This is a genomic window from Kribbella sp. NPDC031520 (assembly GCF_055580825.1).
Window position 1 is genome coordinate 252,396 of the sequence record NZ_JBVIKS010000008.1, and the last position, 17,206, is coordinate 269,601.

Genomic DNA, 17,206 nt, shown 5'->3' on the forward strand with positions numbered 1-17,206 from the left:
GCCTGAAGCTCCTTCGCTCTGGCCTACCCACGGGTCACATCTCCGGGAACGGTACCGGATGCGGACACCCACCACTCACCAAACCCCGTGCGAACGGGCCGGACGGCCGCCGCTGAGCGTGCGCGACGGCCGTCCGGACGGTTTGGTGAGTGCTACACGTCCACCGCTTGGCCTGATACCGCGGAGCGGCGGGCGGCGTCGACGATCTTCAGGGTGCGGACGCCGACTGCGCCGTCGGGCTGCGGGACTACGGCCGGGGGCTTGCCTGCCACGGCTGGGCCGGAGGTGCGGACGGCGTCGAGGAAGGTGTCGAGCATGGACTCGTCGAGGTTGCCGCCGATGGCCAGGTACACCTCGCCGTTCGGGTCGGTGCCGCCGACGTGTGGGAGGAACGGTTCGATCTCGACGGAGCCGTTGGTGCCGGTGACCTGGAGGGACACGCCGCCCCAGGTGGGGCCGTTGTCCGGGACGCTCCACGAGCAGTCGATCGTTGCCATCAGCCCGTTGTCGTAGTTGATCGTGACCAGCCCGCCGGTCTCGACCTCGACGTTCTTGTCCTGGTGCAGGATCCGGTTCGCGGCGGCGTACACGTGGGTCGCGGTCGCCCCGCCGGTCAGCCCGTCGATCAGGTCGGCGCAGTGCACGGTGTGGTCGACGAGCGCTCCCCCGCCGGCCAGTTCCGCGTCGGTGAACCACTGGCGGGCGTCGTACGGGATCTTCCCGTTGTTCGTCCCGAGTACGGCGAACACGTCACCGAGCCGCCCCGCCTCGACCAGAGCCCGCAGCTGCAGGTACGACGGCGAGAACCGGACCGGGTACGCGACCATCAGGATCGTCCCCGCTGCCTCGCACGCGGCGAGCATCACCTCGCCGTCGGCGACCTCGGTGGCCAGCGGCTTCTCGCACAGTACGTGCACACCGGCGGCAGCGGCCCGCTCGACGAGCGCCCGGTGCCCCGCGTTCTCCGACGTCACCACGACGGCATCGGGTCCCCACGCGAACAGCTCGTCGTACGTGTCGACGTACGAGATCCCGAACTGCGCCGCAAAGTCAGCACCACGCGGCCCCGCGTCCGGCGCCGAAGCACCGTCAGGATCGGCGGACAGCACCTCGACCTCCGGCATCGAACCGAGCAGATGCGCGTACGAACCCGCGTGCACGTGCGCGAACGACGCGATCGCAACCTTCAACGTCATGCCCCTGCTCCTGTCGAGACGAAGGTCTTCATGTCGATCGGCTGACCGGACTCCATCGACGCGCGCGCCGCCTCGGCCAGGTACACCGCGGTCGCGCCGTCGGCCCCGAGCACCCGCGGCTCGGGCCCGCCGCGCAGGCCGATCGCCAGCTCACGCAGCTGCGTCAGGTACGGGCTCTCGCCCAGCGACGACGGGATCAGCAGGTCGCCGCCGACGCTGTCCTGCAGTTCCTCCTTGTACCCGGTGTCGGCATCGGACGAGAACTTCAGTACGCCGCTCGACCCCGCGATCCGGAACCCGGTCTGGAACGTCGTACCGGTCGCGCCCCAGGTTGCCCGGCAGTGGCTGATCGCACCGCTCTCGTGGGTCAGCGTCACGTGCGCAGCGACGTTGACCGGGCTGATGCCGTCCACGGTCGGCGGGTTCTGCGCCGCGTACACCGTGGTGACCTCGCCGCACAGCCAGCGGGCCTGGTCGAGGTCGTGCACCATCAGGTCCATGATCACCCCACCCGACCGGGCCACGTCGCGGTACCAGCCCGCGCCGGCCGGCGAGGACGCCTGCCGGTAGAACCGCGCGACTGCGACGTCACCGATCTGCCCGGCCTGGATCGCGTCGTACGCCGCCTTGTACGCCGGGAAGTACCGGACGACGTGCGCCGGGTACAGCCGGACACCGGCCGCGGCGGCAGCGTCGATCACCGCGTGCGAATCGGCCGCGGTGAGCGTCAGCGGCTTCTCGCAGATCACGTTCTTGCCCGCCTTGATCGCGGCCAGCGTGATCTCCTGGTGGGTCGCCGACGGCGTCACGATGTCGACGAACTCCACGTCTTGAACGGCCAGCAGTTCGTCCAGCGACCCGACGACCTCCAGCCCGTACTGCTCCGACAGCTCCGGCGCGCCCTCCAGCGAGTACACCAGGATCCGGGCACCGAGTGCCTTCCACGCCTGGACGTGGACGTGGGAGATGTTGCCCGCGCCGATCAGACCCACGGTCAGTCCGGCAAGCTCTTCCGACATGTGATCCCCATCGGTGGGTGAATTTGTAATGGTCCTTGCGTATCACTGCGCAGAGACGTTCGCAACCACCGTCTCACGAACAAAACCACCGCACTATCGTGAACTCGCAACGACCTGTGCAGAATGTCCCGGTGACAGAAGCGACCGCCGCCCCGAGCGCTCCCGGCCTGGCCGGTGAGACAGGCCTGCGTCCGGGCGCAGTGGTCCAGACCGATGGGACCACTTTCACGCTCTGGGCGCGGGCAGCCGAGCGCGTCGAGCTCACCCTGATCGCCGACGACGGCAGCCAGCGCAACCTGGACCTCACCCACACCGGCGAGTTCTGGACCGGGTTCGTCCCGGGCGTCGGCGCCGGCCAGCGGTACGGGTACCGCGTGCACGGCCCGTTCGACCCGTCGCACGGACTGCGGTTCAACCCGTCGAAGCTGCTGCTCGACCCGTACGCGCGGGCCGTCGACGGCGAGCTCGACTACGGCAGCCCGCTGATCTACGACTCCTCCGACGGCGACTCGGCCGGGCACGTACCGGTCGGCGTGGTGGTCGCGGACTCCGATCCGCCGCCGCCGATCAGCAAGCCGGTGCACTGGGGCGAGACCGTCGTCTACGAGCTGCACACGAAGGGCTTCACGAAGCTGCACCCCGACGTACCCGAGCACCAGCGCGGGACGTACGCCGGACTCGCGCACCCGTCGGTGATCAAGTATCTGACCGACCTCGGCGTCACGTCGGTCGAGCTGTTGCCGATCCACCACTTCCTCACCGAGCCCGCGATCGCTGCGCGCGGCCTGCCGAACTACTGGGGTTACAACACGCTCGGGTTCTTCGCGCCGCACGCGCCGTACAGCTCCTCGGGTTCGCGCGGCGAGCAGGTGACCGAGTTCAAGGCGATGGTCGCGGCGTTCCATGCCGCGGGCATCGAGGTGATCCTCGACGTGGTCTACAACCACACGGCCGAGGGTGGGTTCGACGGGCCGACGCTGAGCTTCCGCGGCATCGACAACCGGGCGTACTACCGGCTGTCGCAAGGCGCCGCGATGTACGACGTGACCGGCACCGGCAACTCCGTCGACACCTCGCACCCGCAGGTACGGCGGCTGGTGATGGACTCGCTGCGCTACTGGGTCGAGGAGATGGGCGTCGACGGGTTCCGGTTCGACCTGGCCGTGACGCTGGTCCGGAACGAGCGGCACGAGGTCGACATCCCGGACCACCCGTTCCTCGCCGAGGTCGCGGCCGATCCGGTGCTGGGCCGGGTGAAGCTGATCGCCGAACCGTGGGACGTCGGCCCGTTCGGCTACCAGGTCGGCAACTTCGGTCCGCCGTGGTCGGAGTGGAACGGTAAATTCCGCGACAGCGTCCGCGACGTCTGGCGGAACACCTCCGACGGCGTCAAGGACCTCGCGTACCGGCTCTCCGGATCGAGCGACCTGTACGGCGACGACGGCCGGTACCCGTACGCGTCGATCAACTTCGTCACCGCCCATGACGGGTTCACGCTGCGCGACCTGGTCAGCTACGACCACAAGCACAACGAGGACAACCACGAGGACAACCGGGACGGTACCGACGACAACCGCTCCTGGAACTGCGGCGCCGAGGGCGAGACGGACGACTGGCGCGTGACGATGCTGCGCAAGCGGCAGATGGCGAACCTGATGTCGACACTGATCCTGTCGACCGGCGTGCCGATGATCACCGCGGGCGACGAGTGCGGGCGGACGCAGCACGGAAACAACAACGCGTACTGCCAGGACAGCGAGATCTCCTGGTTCGACTGGTCGCTGCCGGCAACCTGGTCCGACCACCTGGAGCTCACGAAGAAGCTGCTCGCACTCCGGGCCGCACATCCCGCCCTGCGGCAGTGGCACTACTTCTCCGGGCAACCGGTCAGACCTGGCGGGCGTAAGGATCTGTCGTGGATCGCGCCGCACGGTGGTGAGATGACGGACGCCGACTGGTTCGACGGGAACCTGCGAACGATCGGCATGTTCCTCCGCGGCGACGCCCTGCGAGCCACTGACGCCGACGGCAACGCGCTGACGGACAGCTCGTTCCTGCTTGCGTTGAACGCGACGCCGGAGACCCGGAACGTCGTCGTACCGGACGCGTCCTGGGCACCGGCGTATGAGCTGGTCCTGGACACCAGCAACAGCATGGTCACCGAGGTGGAGGCCGGAGCGACCGTGCCACTCGCACCCCGCTGCCTGGTCCTGCTGCGCGCGCTCTGAGCCGTCGAAGGGGTCGTTAACCTTTCGCCTGTACATTCTTCGGTCACCTGCTGTTCACCTCTGGGGGACCGATGTTTCTACTGCGCCGCGGGCGGGAGCGCACCACGCCCATCGGGGCGATGCACCGTGCGATCATGCGTTGGGGCGAGGCTGAACGGACGAGTTCGCGGCTCGCGTTGCAGCGGTGGGTGGACGGCGTGGCGTACGTCGACGTACAGGCGCGGACGTACGCGGACTACTGGAACCGGCAGAACGCTGACGCGCTGGCCGGGAGCGGGCCGTTGTGGGTTGTGCTGGGTGACTCGACCGCGCAAGGCCTGGGAGCCTCGTCGCCACTCCACGGGTACGTCGGGCAGGTGCTCAACGCCCTACGCCGCAAGGGGACACCGTGGCGCGTGCTGAACCTCTCGCGGTCCGGTGCGCAGACCAGGCATGTGCTGGAGGACCAACTGCCGTTGCTGGACGGTCTGACGCCGGCACTGGTCACCTGCGGGATCGGCAACAACGACATCCTCGCCACGCCGCCGAGACGGTTCCGCGATCACCTGCGTCAGGTGATCGACCGGCTGCCCTCGTCGTCGGTCGTGATGGACCTGACCGTTCCTGACCGTTTCTGGCGGGTCGGTGGCGCTGTGAGCCCGTACGTGTCCGGTATCAACCAGCTGATCTCCACCACGGCCACGTCTCGCGGGCTGGCGGTCGCGGAGGTCTCGCGGTACGCGCGGCCGCCGTGGCAAGGCATGCTTGCGCCGGACGCGTTCCACCCGAACAACCTCGGCTACCGCCGCCACGCGGACGCCCTGCTCGCCGCACTGCCAGCCGGTGTACTCAAGGCCGGCGTACTCAAGCCCTGAGCAGCCGCTCCAGCCGATCCAGCGTCTTGCTGCTCTCGCGACGTACTCCGACCGGCACGATGGCGGCACGGCCCGGTACGCGGATACCTCCCGTCAGAGCGACGCGGGTGCCACCGCCTGGCTCGGCTGCGACTGCCATACCGATGATCACGAAGCGACTCTGCAGCCAGCACCACCCTGGGCGGAACTGACCTACCAGCCGTGCGCGCTGCCCTAGGGCGCCTTTCGCCCGTACGACGACCCGATCACCGTCACGCTCCTCGATGGTCGCCGAGACGAAGTCGGCCTGGATCTCCGCGAACACATTGAGGTCGGCGAGCATCGCCTTCACCTGGTCGGGGTCGGCAGGCAGCACGCGTTCGGTGACGGTCGCGCCCGGGACACCGGCCGCGAGCGCGCGGAACCGCTCGACGTCGTTGAGCTCAGCTTGTGGCCAGTTCATTGTCTCCACGCCTTCCGAAAGCTCGCGCGTGCTCGGTGCAGCCGCGACTTCGCGGTACCTGCCGGGACCTCCAGTAGCTCGGCAGCTTCGACCTCGTCCAGTCCCTCGAGATCCCGCAGTACCAGGACCGCGCGATGCTCCGGCGACAGCCTTCGGAGCACATCCTGTACGTCGACCACGAGTTGCGGATCGTCCGCCGCCGGGAGGTCGGCGAGCTCGGCCGGCTGCTGCCGCTGCCCGCGGCGGGCGACGCGGACCGCCTCCCGAACGGCGATCGCGCGCGCCCAGCCGAACAGCGCGGCCGGGTTCTCGAGACCACGCAGCCCGCGGAAGATCGCGATCAGGGCTTCCTGCGCGGCGTCGGGCCCGTCGTTCAGCGCGATCGGTCCGCAGATCCTCCCGATGTACGGCGTCAGCGCGTCGAGCACCTCGTTCATCGCCACGGTGTCACCGCGTTGCGCCGCGCGGACCCGATCCGTTTCGATCATCTAAGGAACGCGGCCAGCAACGGGGTGACCTGGTCCGGGCAGTCGACGGTCAGCGCGTGGCCGCAGCCGGGCAGCACGTACACTGTTGCGTTCGGCAACAGTTTCCCGAAGCGGGCGGCCTGTGTGACCGGGAGCACGGTGTCGTGGTCGCCCCAGAGTACGAGCGTGGACTGGTTTGTGGACGGGAGCGCCCGCTCGGTGACGCTCCAGTCGAGGCCACGCTCCAGCGCGTACATGGATCGCACGTTGTCACGATACGTTCCGGGGATCCACATCTCGTCGACCAGCTTCGGCGTGACGAGGTTCTTGTGGACGAACAGGCCGCGGACGGCGGACTCGACCACGCTGCGGCTCGTTGCCAGCTTGGCGAGGGCCTCACCGATGAGTGGCTGTTTGAGGATCTCCCAGCTCAACACGTCTGGCTCATCGAGGCCGGACGGGGCAAGCAGCAGGAGTTTGCTGACGCGCTCCGGGTGCCGCTGGGCGTAGGCGAGGGCCCAGCCGCCGCTCCACGAGTTGCCGCCGAGTACGACGTTCTGCAGGTGCATGGCGTCGAGGAACTGACCGAGAGCGGTTGTCATCCCGTCCAGGTCAAACGCGAAGCTCTCGTCGTGCAGGCGGGTCTCCCCTTGCCCTGGAAGGTCCACCGCGTACACGGTGTGGTCCCGCGCCAACACAGCCAGCTCCGCATCCCAAGCCACCGCAGGCGAAGCCCCCGGCGCCAACAACACCACAGGCGCCCCGGAGCCGCGCTGCAGGTAGTGCACCCGCGCCAACGCAGTCTCCACGTACTTAGCTGAAGCAACCGGGTGCGGCTGCTCGGCAGGCTGGTACACATAGGCAACCAACGCCAGCGCTGTCACCACAGCTACGGGGCCTGCGACAGCAGCGGCCTTCAGCCAGCGCATGCGCAGCATCTTCAAGTCTGCAACGCACAGCGCGATGCAGGCCGGCGTGTAGAGCAGGAGGTTGAGCCAGTAGAACGGTGTACTGGTGTACGTGAAGGCCCAAGCGATACCAAGAGCAGCACGAGCGGCTAGGCCGGCCGCGAGGCCAGTGACGACCAGGCGGGCGGCGGCGGAGCGGTTGGTGTAGAGGACTGCGGCTGCGAGCAGCAGGTGGAGTGCTGCGAGCGGCAGCACCACCTGCGGCGCGAAGGACAGCTGGACACCGAGGACCGCTCGGGAGAGCCATCGTTCGTCGGCCGCGGGCCAGGTCGCGCCCGTCGCCCAGTAGACGTGCACCGCCGCGAGCAGACCATGAACGCCCGCGACGATCCTTCGAGACTCCATCCCGAACCCTCCTCAGTTGTGGATGACAACTCGAAGAGGAGCGGTTCGGCCAGGACGTTCCCTGGGGTGACCTACGTCTCAGGCCTCGGGATCCGAGGGGGTGACCGGGGCGTCGGCCAGCAGCAGGTAGAGCGAGCGGCGGGCGTCGGCCAGGATCTTGGCGGCCGCCGTACGCTGCTCCTCCGAGCCACTGCGGGCGACCTGCCGAGTCGCCGAGTGCAACTCCTCGAGCAGCCCACGCAGGTCCGCCCCAGGCGCAGCACTCGCGAACGCTGCGAACGGATCGGCCGACGTGTCGCCGCGTCCTTCGACGTACTCGCGACCGGCGTCGGTCAGGGTGACGAGCTTGCGGCCGGCTTCCGCGGTCACGGTGACCAGGCCCTCGTCCTCCAGTTGGTTGATGGTCGGGTAGATCGCGCCGGGGCTGGGGGTCCAGCGCCCGTCGCTGCGGTCGGCGATGGCCTGCATCAACTGGTAGCCGTGCATCGGCTCCTCGGTGAGCAGCATCAGAACGGCCGTCCGGACATCGCCGCGCGGCGCCCGGCCGCGGCCTGCGCCACGTCCCGGTCCACGGCCACGACCGCGAGGACCGCCCCGCCCGCCGTGCATCGGCATGCCTTCACCCATCCGCGGTCCACCGCGACGGGGGTGATAGTGACCGCCTCGGCGGCCTCGAACTTCATTGGGGGTGTTCATCATATCCTCCTCGATACTCTTCATGACACTAACGATATATCGTTACTGTCATCGACACAACCCCCCGGCGACAAACTCGGTTGCGCCCCCGCCGCGAGATCCCGACCGTGAAGAGATGAGTACCTTCGACGACCTCATGGGTGAAGTGATGTCGAGTGCGGAGCGGTTCGGGCACCGCGAGCACGTGAAGCTGACCTGGCTCGCCGTGCGGCAGCCGGGCGTGGGTCGAGCTACTGGCGTCCGCGGACGCGCGCACCGGCTGGGTCGAGCCCGACGTGAAACCGTTCCCCTTTACTCTGCCCCAAGGGCAGGGGGTGTGATGGCCGCGTGTTGACGATCAGTGAGTTCGGGCGGCGGGCCGGCCTTTCGTTGAAGGCGTTGCGGCTGTACGACGTGTCCGGGCTACTGGCTCCGGCGCAGGTGGATCCTGCCAACGGGTACCGGTGGTACGACGAGGAGCAACTGGAACGGGCGCGGCGGATCAGCGTGCTGCGGCAGTTGGACATGCCGCTGACGACGATCGCCGAGGTACTCAGGGGAACCGACGAGGAGGGGCTGGTCCGGCTCGACCGCTGGTGGGCCGCCGAGGAGGCGACCACCGCGGCGCGGCGGGCGACCTGGCAGTACCTCCGCGACCGACTCTCCCGGTCGGGTACGACGGGCCTCGCGCCACGCCCGGTACGGACCCGCGACGTACCGGCGACGAAGATCGCGTCGATCCGGGCGGACACCAATCAGCAGCTGCTGGTCGGGGTGATCGTGACGTGCACCGACGAGATCATGACGTACCTGCGGGCCGCCGGTGCGACCGCGGCCGTCGGGTCGTGGGTGATCTACCACGGCGCGGTCACGCCCGAGGGCGAGGCCACCGTCGAGGTGTGCGTCCCGTTCGACGGGCTCGTCGATCCGTCCGGGCGGATCGGGATCCGGGTCGAACCGGCGCACCGGGAGGCGTACTGCACGATCACGATGGACGAGTGCGCGTACCCGCGGATCATGCTCGCGTACGACCTCGTCTTCGATCACGTGCGCGCCTCCGGCGTACCCGAGTCCGGCCCGCCGCGCGAGGTGTACCGCCCGGACTGCCACCTGCTCCCCCGGGACGAACTGGCCGTCGACATCGCACTGCCCATTACCGAAAGGACACTGTGATGGACTACACGACCCAGACCCCGTGGAGCGATCCCGGTTCGTTCGCCGAGCTGTACGACGCGTTGCCGGACGACGTTCCGGGCATCGCCGAGGTGGTACGGAACCTTCTCATCCACTACCGCGGCGGCGGCATCGAGTTCACCGGCGAACGTCTCGCCGAGATCGACAACCGCTGGGTGACCGCGATCCTCGCGACCGACCAGAAGCGCAACGGAACCGCGCTCGCGATAGCCCGTGAGCCGGTCGACCGGGTGGTCGGGTGCTGCCGGGACTACACGCTGCTGTTCGTCTCCGCACTGCGGCACAAGGGGATCCCGGCGCGCAGCCGGGTCGGGTTCGGCAACTACTTCGCCGAGGGGTTCAACCACGACCACGTGGTCGCAGAGTACTTCGACGGCGAGCGGTGGGTGATGATCGACGCCCAGCTGGAGCCCGGTTCGGTCCCCTTCGACGTCGCCGACCTGCCGGCCGGGCCGTTCCGGTCCGCGGCGGAGGTGTGGCTCGGCTACCGGTCCGGCGAGCTCGACGGCGACCGGTACGGCGCCAACCCGGAACCGGTCGGCGACCTGAAGCTGTACGGCGGCTGGTTCATCCGGAACTACGTGCACTACCAGCTCGCGCACCTGAACGGCGACGAGCTGCTGCTGTGGGACAACTGGGGTGCGATGTCCGACAAGCTCGACGGCGCGGACGTCGACCTGACCGACCGCATCGCCCGGCTGATGGTTGCCTCCGACAACGGAGACGAGACCGCCACGAAGGAGGTCGACGACCTCTACCGCACCGCCCCCGGCCTGACCTTCACCGGCCGCTCCTTCGTCACATCCCCCGCCGGCAAGCCTCCGTTCGCCTGGGTAGACCTCAAGCGGTGAAGCCGGTGCGGAGCCTCTCGAAGAGACGCTCGACCCGGGCCCGGTGATCCTCGACGACGTCAGCTGGCGCATCCCCGGCCAGCTGACGCCGGGCGGTCTCGGTGAGGACCGTCGTGTAGCCCGCGATGAAGAACGCAGCCAGCAGCTCATCGCCGAGCTCTTCGGCGAGAGTCTGCCGGAGGTCGTCGGCGATCTCGCGGGCGCGGGCGATCAGGGCCGGAGACGCCGCGACCGTCGCGAAGAACGGGACCGATCCGTCCTTGAGCCCGGACAGTGCGTGACGCTCGTCGGCCAGGCTCAGCGTGGCCTCCCGGAGCGACGTGAGCACATCGGCGTCCGCGCGTACCGCCGTACGCAGCGCCTCCACTGCATCGTCGGCGCGATCCAGAAGTAGGTCCTCCTTGCGCGGGAAGTGCTTGAACACGGTCACGCTCGACACGCCTGCCTCGCGCGCGACCTCGGCGACCGTCACCTCGTCGAACCCGCGCTCCAGGAACAGCTGGGTCGCGACCTGCGAGATCCGGGCGCGCGTCTGTGGTCCGCCGCGGGCTGCGGTTCTGGGCATTGGGTGACCCACCTCTCTTGTGTCACTAAGCTTAGTCAGTTAACTTAGTGGCATGTCCTCAGCTCAGACAACTGTCATAGCAGGCAGCCCGCGTTCGCTGCGCGAGGCGCGGTTGGCTTTGGCCGGGCTCTCGGCGGTCTTCCTGTTCGAGATGCTCGACAACTCGATCCTCAACGTCGCGCTTCCCACCATCGGCCGCGAACTGCACGCGTCGACGACCGCACTGCAATGGGTCACCGGTGCGTACGCCGTGGTGTTCGGCGGACTGATGCTCGCGTTCGGCGCGGTCGCGGACCGGTTCGGGAGACGCCGGGTGATGCTGGCCGGGCTGGTGTTGCTCGGGGTCGCGAGTCTCGCGACCGCGTTCGTCGGCACGGTCGAGCAGCTGATCGCCGTACGGGTCGCGATGGGCGTGGCGGCCGCGATGACGACGCCGGGGTCGATGGCGCTGAGCTTCCGGCTGTTCGAGGACGACGGGTTGCGGGTGCGGGCGACGACGCTGATCTCGACGGTCGGTCTGGTCGGGCTCGCGATCGGGCCGACAGCGGGCGGCTTCGTACTCGCGGTCGCGCCGTGGCAGGTGCTGCTGCTGGTGAACGTACCGATCGCGGCGCTGGCCTTCATCGGCATCCGCCGCGGCATCGCCGTCGATCTGGCCGCGGAGCTGCACCGGGATCCGGTCGACGTGGCCGGCGCGGTCCTCGGTACGGCGACGATCGTGCTCGCGCTGGTCGCGCCGACCCTGTTCGTCGACGAGGGCGCCGGGTCCTGGATCCCGTGGGCGTTCACCGGCGCGGCAGTTGCCGGGGGCATCTTGTTCTTCGTCCGCGAGCGGCGCACGACGTACCCGCTCCTGGATCCTCGGTTGCTCGCCCATCCCCTGGTTTCCAGCGGGCTGGCCTTCAAGGCCGCGGCCGGCCTGGCGACCGCCGGCCTCGGTTACCTGGTGACCCTTCAGCTCCAACTCGACTGGGGCTGGAGTCCCGTCCTGGCCTCGCTCGGCCTGCTCCCCCAGGTGGTCGTGCTCGTCGCCGGCGGCGCCCTGATCCGCCCGTTCGTCGAACGCGTCGGCTTGGAACGCGCCGCGTGGATCAGCGCCTCGTCGGTCGTCCTCGGCCTGGCCGTGTACGGCGCACTCGGCCGCCACGACTACGTATGGGTCGCAGCTGCCCTGGTACTCGTCGCTGCGGGCATGCGCGTCGCAGGCGTGGTGGCCGGCGTCAACGTTCTCCGTGGCCTCCCGCCGAACCGCACCACGATCGGCGCCGCCCTCACCGACACCGCCACCGAGGTCACCTCCGGCGCCGGACTGGCCATCGCCGGCACCATCCTCGCCACGCTCTTCACCGGGACCGTCACCAGCTCCCACTGGACCGCCCAGCAGACCGCCCAGTTCCGCACCGCCACCACCACAGCCGCCCTCACCCTCACCGGGCTCGCCGCCGCACTAGTTGCCTACGGCATCCTCCGCACCCGCGGTACGAGCGCGCGCTAAAACGCCCCCGCCTGGTGAGGCAGGCGGGGGCGTGTCTTTTCTGGTGTAGGGCTCAGAACTCCGAGCCGGCAGGGAGGTCCGGGGTGCTGGGGTCGTCGGGGTCGGACGGGCCGGCGGCCAGGCCGAGTTCGGCGACGGAGGCGAGGCCCTTGTGGTTCGGGACCACGCGGACCGTGTAGCCGAACGGGCCGGTGCGGTCCAGCTTCAGCTCGCCCTCGTAGCGGTGGCGGTTGCCCTCGTACGTTTCCGCGAGGGACAGCGACGCCCGCACCGGGTCGGTGATCTCGTCGTTGGTGTCGACGCGACCGTGCAGCACCTCGACGCAGATGTCCGACGGCTCCAGGTCACCGATCGCCGCGAACGCCCGGATACCGACCGTCGTACCGAGCTGCGGTACGTCGCCGAGACCCTGGAGTTCCACGTGGTCGACGCGGATCTGCGGCCACGCCGCGCGGACCTTCTGCTTCCACGCGGCCAGTTCGCGCGCACCGTCGTACGTCGAGTTCAACGCCCGCGAGGACTGCGCGGCCGGTACGTACAGCTGCTCGACGTAGTCGCGGACCATCCGGGTGGCGAGGACCTTCGGCCCGAGCTCCTTGATGGTGTGCCGGAGCATCTCGATCCAGCGGCCGGGTACGTCGCCGTCGTAGAACCGCGGCGCCACCTGCTTCTCGATCAGGTCGTACAGCGCGTGCGCCTCGAGGTCGTCCCGCCGGTCCGTGTCCTCGATCCCCTCGGCCGAAGGGATCGCCCAGCCGAACTCGTCGTCGTACCACTCGTCCCACCAGCCGTCGCGGATGGACAGGTTGAGCGCACCGTTCAGCGCCGCCTTCATCCCCGACGTACCACAGGCCTCATACGGACGCAGCGGGTTGTTCAGCCACACGTCGCAGCCCGGGTACATCGGCTGCGCGAGCGCGATGTCGTAGTCCGGTACGAACACGATCCGGTGCCGCACCTCCGGGTCGTCGGCGAACCGGACCATCTCCTGGATGAGCTTCTTGCCGCCCTCGTCGTGCGGGTGCGCCTTGCCGGCGATGACGATCTGCACCGGCCGCTGCGGGTGCAGCAGCAGCGCCTTCAGCCGCGCCGGGTCGCGCAGCATCAGCGTCAGCCGCTTGTACGACGGGACGCGTCGCGCGAAGCCCATCGTCAGGACGTCGGGGTCGAGGATCGAGTCGACCCAGCCGAGCTCGGCCTCGCTGGCGCCGCGGTTGAGCCAGGACTGCCGCACTCTGGAGCGGGTGTCGTCGATGAACCGCTGGCGCAGGAGCCGCTTGGTCTCCCAGATCTGCGCGTCGGTGGTCTTGTCCAGACCCGCGAACACCTCGTCGCCCTCGGTCGTGTAGTTCGCGTACGTCAGGTCGTGGACCTCGCGCGCGACCCACGTCGGCGCGTGCACGCCGTTCGTGATCGAGGTGATCGGTACGTCCGTCGGGTCGAAGCTCGGCCACAGCCCCGCGAACATCCCGCGGCTGACCACACCGTGCAGCTTCGACACGCCGTTGGCGCGCTGGGCGAGCCGCAGCCCCATGATCGCCATGTTGAACAGCGCCGGGTCGCCGCCCTCGAAGTCCTCGGCGCCGAGTTCGAGGATCCGGTCGATCGGTACACCGGGACCGAACACGTCCGGCGAGAAATGCTGCTGGATCAGCTCGACCGGGAACCGGTCGATACCGGCCGGCACCGGGGTGTGCGTGGTGAAGACGGTGCCGCCACGGTTCACCTCGAGCGCGGTGTCGAAGTCGAGGTCCTTCTCGACCGACAGTTCACGGATCCGCTCGACGCCGAGGAAGCCGGCGTGGCCCTCGTTGGTGTGGAACACCTCGGGCGCCGCGTGACCGGTGATCCGGCAGTACGTACGCACGGCGCGGACACCGCCGACGCCCAGCAGCAGCTCCTGGAGCAGCCGGTGCTCGGTCGAACCGCCGTACAGCCGGTCGGTGACCTCGCGCTCGGAGGGCTCGTTCTCCTCGATGTCGGAGTCGAGCATCAGCAGCGGCACCCGGCCGACCTGGGCGACCCAGATCTGCGCGTGCAGCTCGCGGTTGCCGGGCAGGGTCAGCGTGATCGTCGCCGGTGCGTCACCATCCCGGAGCAGGCTGATCGGCAGCCCGTCCGGGTCCACCAGGGGGTAACGCTCCTGCTGCCAGCCCTCACGGTTCAGCGACTGCGCGAAGTAGCCGTGCCGGTACAGCAGGCCGACGCCGATCAGCGGTACACCGAGGTCGCTGGCCGCCTTCAGGTGGTCACCGGCGAGGATGCCGAGACCGCCGGAGTACTGCGGGAGGACGTGGGTGATGCCGAACTCCGGTGAGAAGTACGCGACCGCGTCGAGCGGCGAACCGCCCGCGGTCTGGAACCACCGGTCGTCGGTCACATAGCTGTCCAGGTCGGCTACCGCAAGTTCCAGCCGGCGCAGGAAAGCATGGTCGTTGGCCAGCTCGTCGAGCCGGCGCGCCGGGACCTCACCGAGCAGCTTGACCGGGTCACCGCCGGTGCTCCGCCACAGCTGCGGGTCGACAGCCTCGAAGACGTCCTGCGTCTCCGGGTGCCAGGCCCAGCGGAGGTTGTTCACCAGGGTTCCCAGGCCGGTCAGCGGCTCGGGCAGGACAGGGCGGACGGAGAATCGTCGTATCGCTCGCACCGGGACACCGTACCGGGCACAGGTGCGCATGACACCCTCGGGATGCATCGATCTTGCAACGCGAGCAAGATTTTGCAGCCCTGCATGGCCCGGACGGGTCCTGGGAACCGATAACGTCAGCAGTGCACACTCCGCCGGATCCGCCGTATCACGTAACGGAAAGCGAAGGTTCTGCCACGCCATGACTGGGCGCATCCCGATCACCGACGTCACCCCGACAGTCGACGCCGGAGCGTATCCGGCCAAGGCCGCGGTCGGCGAGACGTTCACCATCGCCGCCACGGTGTTCCGCGAGGGCCACGACGCGGTGAACGCGAACGTCGTACTGACCTCGCCGTCGGGGCAGACCAGACGGATGCTGATGAGTCCTGTCGGCCAGGGCAGCGACCGCTGGACCGTCGACGTGACGCTGCAGGAGCAGGGCGCGTGGACGTTCGCGGTCGAGGGCTGGAGCGACCCGTACGGGACCTGGCGGCACAACGCCGAGATCAAGATCCCGGCCGGGATCGACGTCGACCTGATGTTCATGGAGGGCGCCGCGTTCTTCGACCGCGCCGCGGCCGGCGTACCACCCGCCGTACGGGCGGACCGGTCCACGCTGAGCGACGCGGCGCACGCGCTGGCCAACGGCGCGCTCCCGCCGGAGGCACGGCTGGCCGCGGGGATCTCCCCGCAGGTACGGTCCGCGCTCGGGCGGTACCCGGTGCGCGAGCTGATCACCTCGTCCGAGACGTACCCGGTGTGGGTCGACCGGACCCGCGCGCTGTACGGCAGCTGGTACGAGTTCTTCCCGCGCTCCGAGGGTGCGGAGTACGACGACGCGTCCGGAACGTGGAAGTCCGGCACCTTCCGGACCGCGGCCCGCCGGCTCGAAGCGGTCGCGAAGATGGGCTTCGACATCCTCTACGTGCCGCCGATCCACCCGATCGGCCACTCGTTCCGCAAGGGCCCGAACAACACTCTCGACCCGAAGCCGGGCGACCCGGGTTCGCCGTGGGCGATCGGTTCCGAGGACGGCGGCCACGACGCGATCCACCCCGAGCTCGGCACGTTCGAGGACTTCGAGTACTTCGTCGGCCGCGCGCGGGAGGTCGGCCTCGAGGTCGCGATCGACCTCGCGCTGCAGGCCTCGCCGGACCACCCGTGGGTCAAGGAGCACCCGAAGTGGTTCTCGGTCCGCGCCGACGGCTCGATCGCGTACGCCGAGAACCCGCCGAAGAAGTACCAGGACATCTACCCGATCAACTTCGACAACGACCCGGAAGGGATCTACGCCGAGGTCCTGCGGATCATCCGGCTGTGGATCTCCAAGGGCGTGACCGTGTTCCGGGTCGACAACCCGCACACGAAGCCGGTCAACTTCTGGGAGTACGTGCTCGGCGAGATCCGCAAGACCGACCCGGACGTGGTGTTCCTGTCCGAGGCGTTCACCCGTCGGCCGATGATGCAGGAGCTGGCGAAGGTCGGGTTCCACCAGTCGTACACGTACTTCACCTGGCGCAACGAGAAGTGGGAGCTCGAGGAGTACCTGAACGAGCTCACCCAGGAGACCGGCCACTTCCTGCGGCCGAACTTCTTCGTGAACACGCCGGACATCCTCACGGCTTACCTGCAGTACGGCGGCCCCGGTGCGTTCAAGATCCGCGCCGCGATCGCGTCGACGTCGTCGCCGGCCTGGGGTGTGTACGCCGGGTACGAACTGTTCGAGCACGTCGCGCTGCGGCCAGGGTCCGAGGAGTACCTGGACACCGAGAAGTTCCAGCTCCGTCCGCGGGACTGGGCGGCGGCCGAGGCCGAGGGTCGTTCGCTGGCGCCGTACCTGACGCTCCTCAACAACATCCGCCGGCGGCACCCGTCGCTGCAGCAGTTGCGCAACCTGACGCTGCACTCCGTCGAGGACGAAGCCATCATGTGCTACTCGAAGCGCTCGACGGCTCCGGACGGTCACAGCGACACGATCATCGTGGTGGTGAACACGGACCCGCATTCGGTCCGCGAGTCGATGGTCCACCTCGACATGGCCGCGCTGGGCATGCGCCCCGAGGACACCTTCACCGTCTACGACGAAATCAGCGGTGCCACCTGGCGCTGGGGCCAGCAGAACTACATCAAACTGGACCCCAACGCCGAACCCGCCCACATCCTCGCCGTCCGCCGCGGCCAGGCCTAGATGTGATGTCCAGGGAGGTTGGTCAGTCGGGTGATGGGTGGTTGGCCTCCGATGGCGGAGTGGGGTCGGTGGTGATTGTAGAAGTGGAGC

At 68.9% G+C, this 17,206-nt stretch carries 15 protein-coding genes; 6 read left to right on the top strand and 9 right to left on the bottom strand.

Features of this window, described 5'->3' with window-relative positions; genetic code table 11:
- Window positions 1-152: 152 nt before the first annotated feature.
- Both ACZ5BU_RS35310 and ACZ5BU_RS35315 read right to left on the bottom strand, forming a co-directional pair.
- Window positions 153-1,196: a Gfo/Idh/MocA family protein gene (locus ACZ5BU_RS35310; RefSeq protein ID WP_465705133.1), complete on the bottom strand. Its 1,044-nt coding sequence runs from the start codon at window positions 1,194-1,196 to the stop codon at window positions 153-155.
- On the bottom strand, window positions 1,193-2,215 hold the full coding sequence (locus ACZ5BU_RS35315) for a Gfo/Idh/MocA family protein (RefSeq protein WP_465705135.1): 1,023 nt from the start codon (window positions 2,213-2,215) through the stop codon (window positions 1,193-1,195). Before ACZ5BU_RS35315 ends, ACZ5BU_RS35310 begins: the two co-directional genes overlap by 4 nt.
- 167 nt (window positions 2,216-2,382) lie before the next feature.
- On the opposite strand from ACZ5BU_RS35315, the gene glgX reads away from it, so the two are divergent.
- Both glgX and ACZ5BU_RS35325 read left to right on the top strand, forming a co-directional pair.
- Entirely contained in the window at window positions 2,383-4,443 is a 2,061-nt protein-coding gene (gene glgX / locus ACZ5BU_RS35320; protein WP_465705171.1) for a glycogen debranching protein GlgX, read from the top strand.
- 134 nt (window positions 4,444-4,577) lie between these two features.
- Window positions 4,578-5,297: an SGNH/GDSL hydrolase family protein gene (locus ACZ5BU_RS35325; RefSeq protein WP_465705137.1), complete on the top strand. Its 720-nt coding sequence runs from the start codon at window positions 4,578-4,580 to the stop codon at window positions 5,295-5,297.
- On the opposite strand, the gene ACZ5BU_RS35330 is transcribed toward ACZ5BU_RS35325, so the two are convergent.
- The 5 genes from ACZ5BU_RS35330 to ACZ5BU_RS35350 all read right to left on the bottom strand — a co-directional run bounded on the left by ACZ5BU_RS35330 (window position 5,287) and on the right by ACZ5BU_RS35350 (window position 8,202).
- Window positions 5,287-5,739, bottom strand: a complete 453-nt coding sequence (locus tag ACZ5BU_RS35330; RefSeq protein WP_465705139.1) for a hypothetical protein — start codon at window positions 5,737-5,739, stop codon at window positions 5,287-5,289. The genes ACZ5BU_RS35325 and ACZ5BU_RS35330 overlap by 11 nt on opposite strands.
- Window positions 5,736-6,227, bottom strand: a complete 492-nt coding sequence (locus ACZ5BU_RS35335; RefSeq protein WP_465705141.1) for an RNA polymerase sigma factor — start codon at window positions 6,225-6,227, stop codon at window positions 5,736-5,738. The genes ACZ5BU_RS35330 and ACZ5BU_RS35335 overlap by 4 nt, the downstream gene beginning before the upstream one ends.
- A complete protein-coding gene (locus ACZ5BU_RS35340) occupies window positions 6,224-7,519 on the bottom strand; it encodes an alpha/beta fold hydrolase (RefSeq protein ID WP_465705143.1) in 1,296 nt (431 codons plus the stop codon). The genes ACZ5BU_RS35335 and ACZ5BU_RS35340 overlap by 4 nt, the downstream gene beginning before the upstream one ends.
- Before the next feature lie 78 nt (window positions 7,520-7,597).
- Entirely contained in the window at window positions 7,598-8,026 is a 429-nt protein-coding gene (locus tag ACZ5BU_RS35345; RefSeq protein ID WP_465705145.1) for a PadR family transcriptional regulator, read from the bottom strand.
- Window positions 8,026-8,202 carry a hypothetical protein gene (locus ACZ5BU_RS35350; protein ID WP_465705147.1) on the bottom strand — a complete coding sequence of 59 codons (177 nt, stop codon included), beginning with the start codon at window positions 8,200-8,202 and terminating at the stop codon, window positions 8,026-8,028. The genes ACZ5BU_RS35345 and ACZ5BU_RS35350 overlap by 1 nt, the downstream gene beginning before the upstream one ends.
- A 340-nt stretch (window positions 8,203-8,542) precedes the next feature.
- On the opposite strand from ACZ5BU_RS35350, the gene ACZ5BU_RS35355 reads away from it, so the two are divergent.
- Together ACZ5BU_RS35355 and ACZ5BU_RS35360 are read left to right on the top strand one after the other, a co-directional pair.
- Entirely contained in the window at window positions 8,543-9,367 is an 825-nt protein-coding gene (locus tag ACZ5BU_RS35355) for a MerR family transcriptional regulator (protein ID WP_465705149.1), read from the top strand.
- Window positions 9,367-10,239, top strand: a complete 873-nt coding sequence (locus ACZ5BU_RS35360) for a transglutaminase-like domain-containing protein (protein ID WP_465705151.1) — start codon at window positions 9,367-9,369, stop codon at window positions 10,237-10,239. The genes ACZ5BU_RS35355 and ACZ5BU_RS35360 overlap by 1 nt, the downstream gene beginning before the upstream one ends.
- On the opposite strand, the gene ACZ5BU_RS35365 is transcribed toward ACZ5BU_RS35360, so the two are convergent.
- On the bottom strand, window positions 10,229-10,804 hold the full coding sequence (locus ACZ5BU_RS35365; protein WP_465705153.1) for a TetR/AcrR family transcriptional regulator: 576 nt from the start codon (window positions 10,802-10,804) through the stop codon (window positions 10,229-10,231). The two genes, ACZ5BU_RS35360 and ACZ5BU_RS35365, sit on opposite strands and share 11 nt — an antisense overlap.
- Before the next feature lie 52 nt (window positions 10,805-10,856).
- Here ACZ5BU_RS35365 and ACZ5BU_RS35370 point away from each other — a divergent pair, with 52 nt between their 5' ends.
- Window positions 10,857-12,299, top strand: a complete 1,443-nt coding sequence (locus ACZ5BU_RS35370) for an MFS transporter (protein WP_465705155.1) — start codon at window positions 10,857-10,859, stop codon at window positions 12,297-12,299.
- 52 nt (window positions 12,300-12,351) lie between these two features.
- Here ACZ5BU_RS35370 and glgP read toward each other — a convergent pair whose 3' ends face one another.
- A complete protein-coding gene (gene glgP, locus ACZ5BU_RS35375) occupies window positions 12,352-14,946 on the bottom strand; it encodes an alpha-glucan family phosphorylase (RefSeq protein ID WP_465705157.1) in 2,595 nt (864 codons plus the stop codon).
- 181 nt (window positions 14,947-15,127) lie between these two features.
- Between glgP and ACZ5BU_RS35380 the strand changes: the two genes are divergently transcribed.
- Complete coding sequence (locus ACZ5BU_RS35380) at window positions 15,128-17,116, top strand: alpha-1,4-glucan--maltose-1-phosphate maltosyltransferase (RefSeq protein WP_465705159.1); 1,989 nt, start codon at window positions 15,128-15,130, stop codon at window positions 17,114-17,116.
- Window positions 17,117-17,206 lie beyond the last annotated feature (90 nt).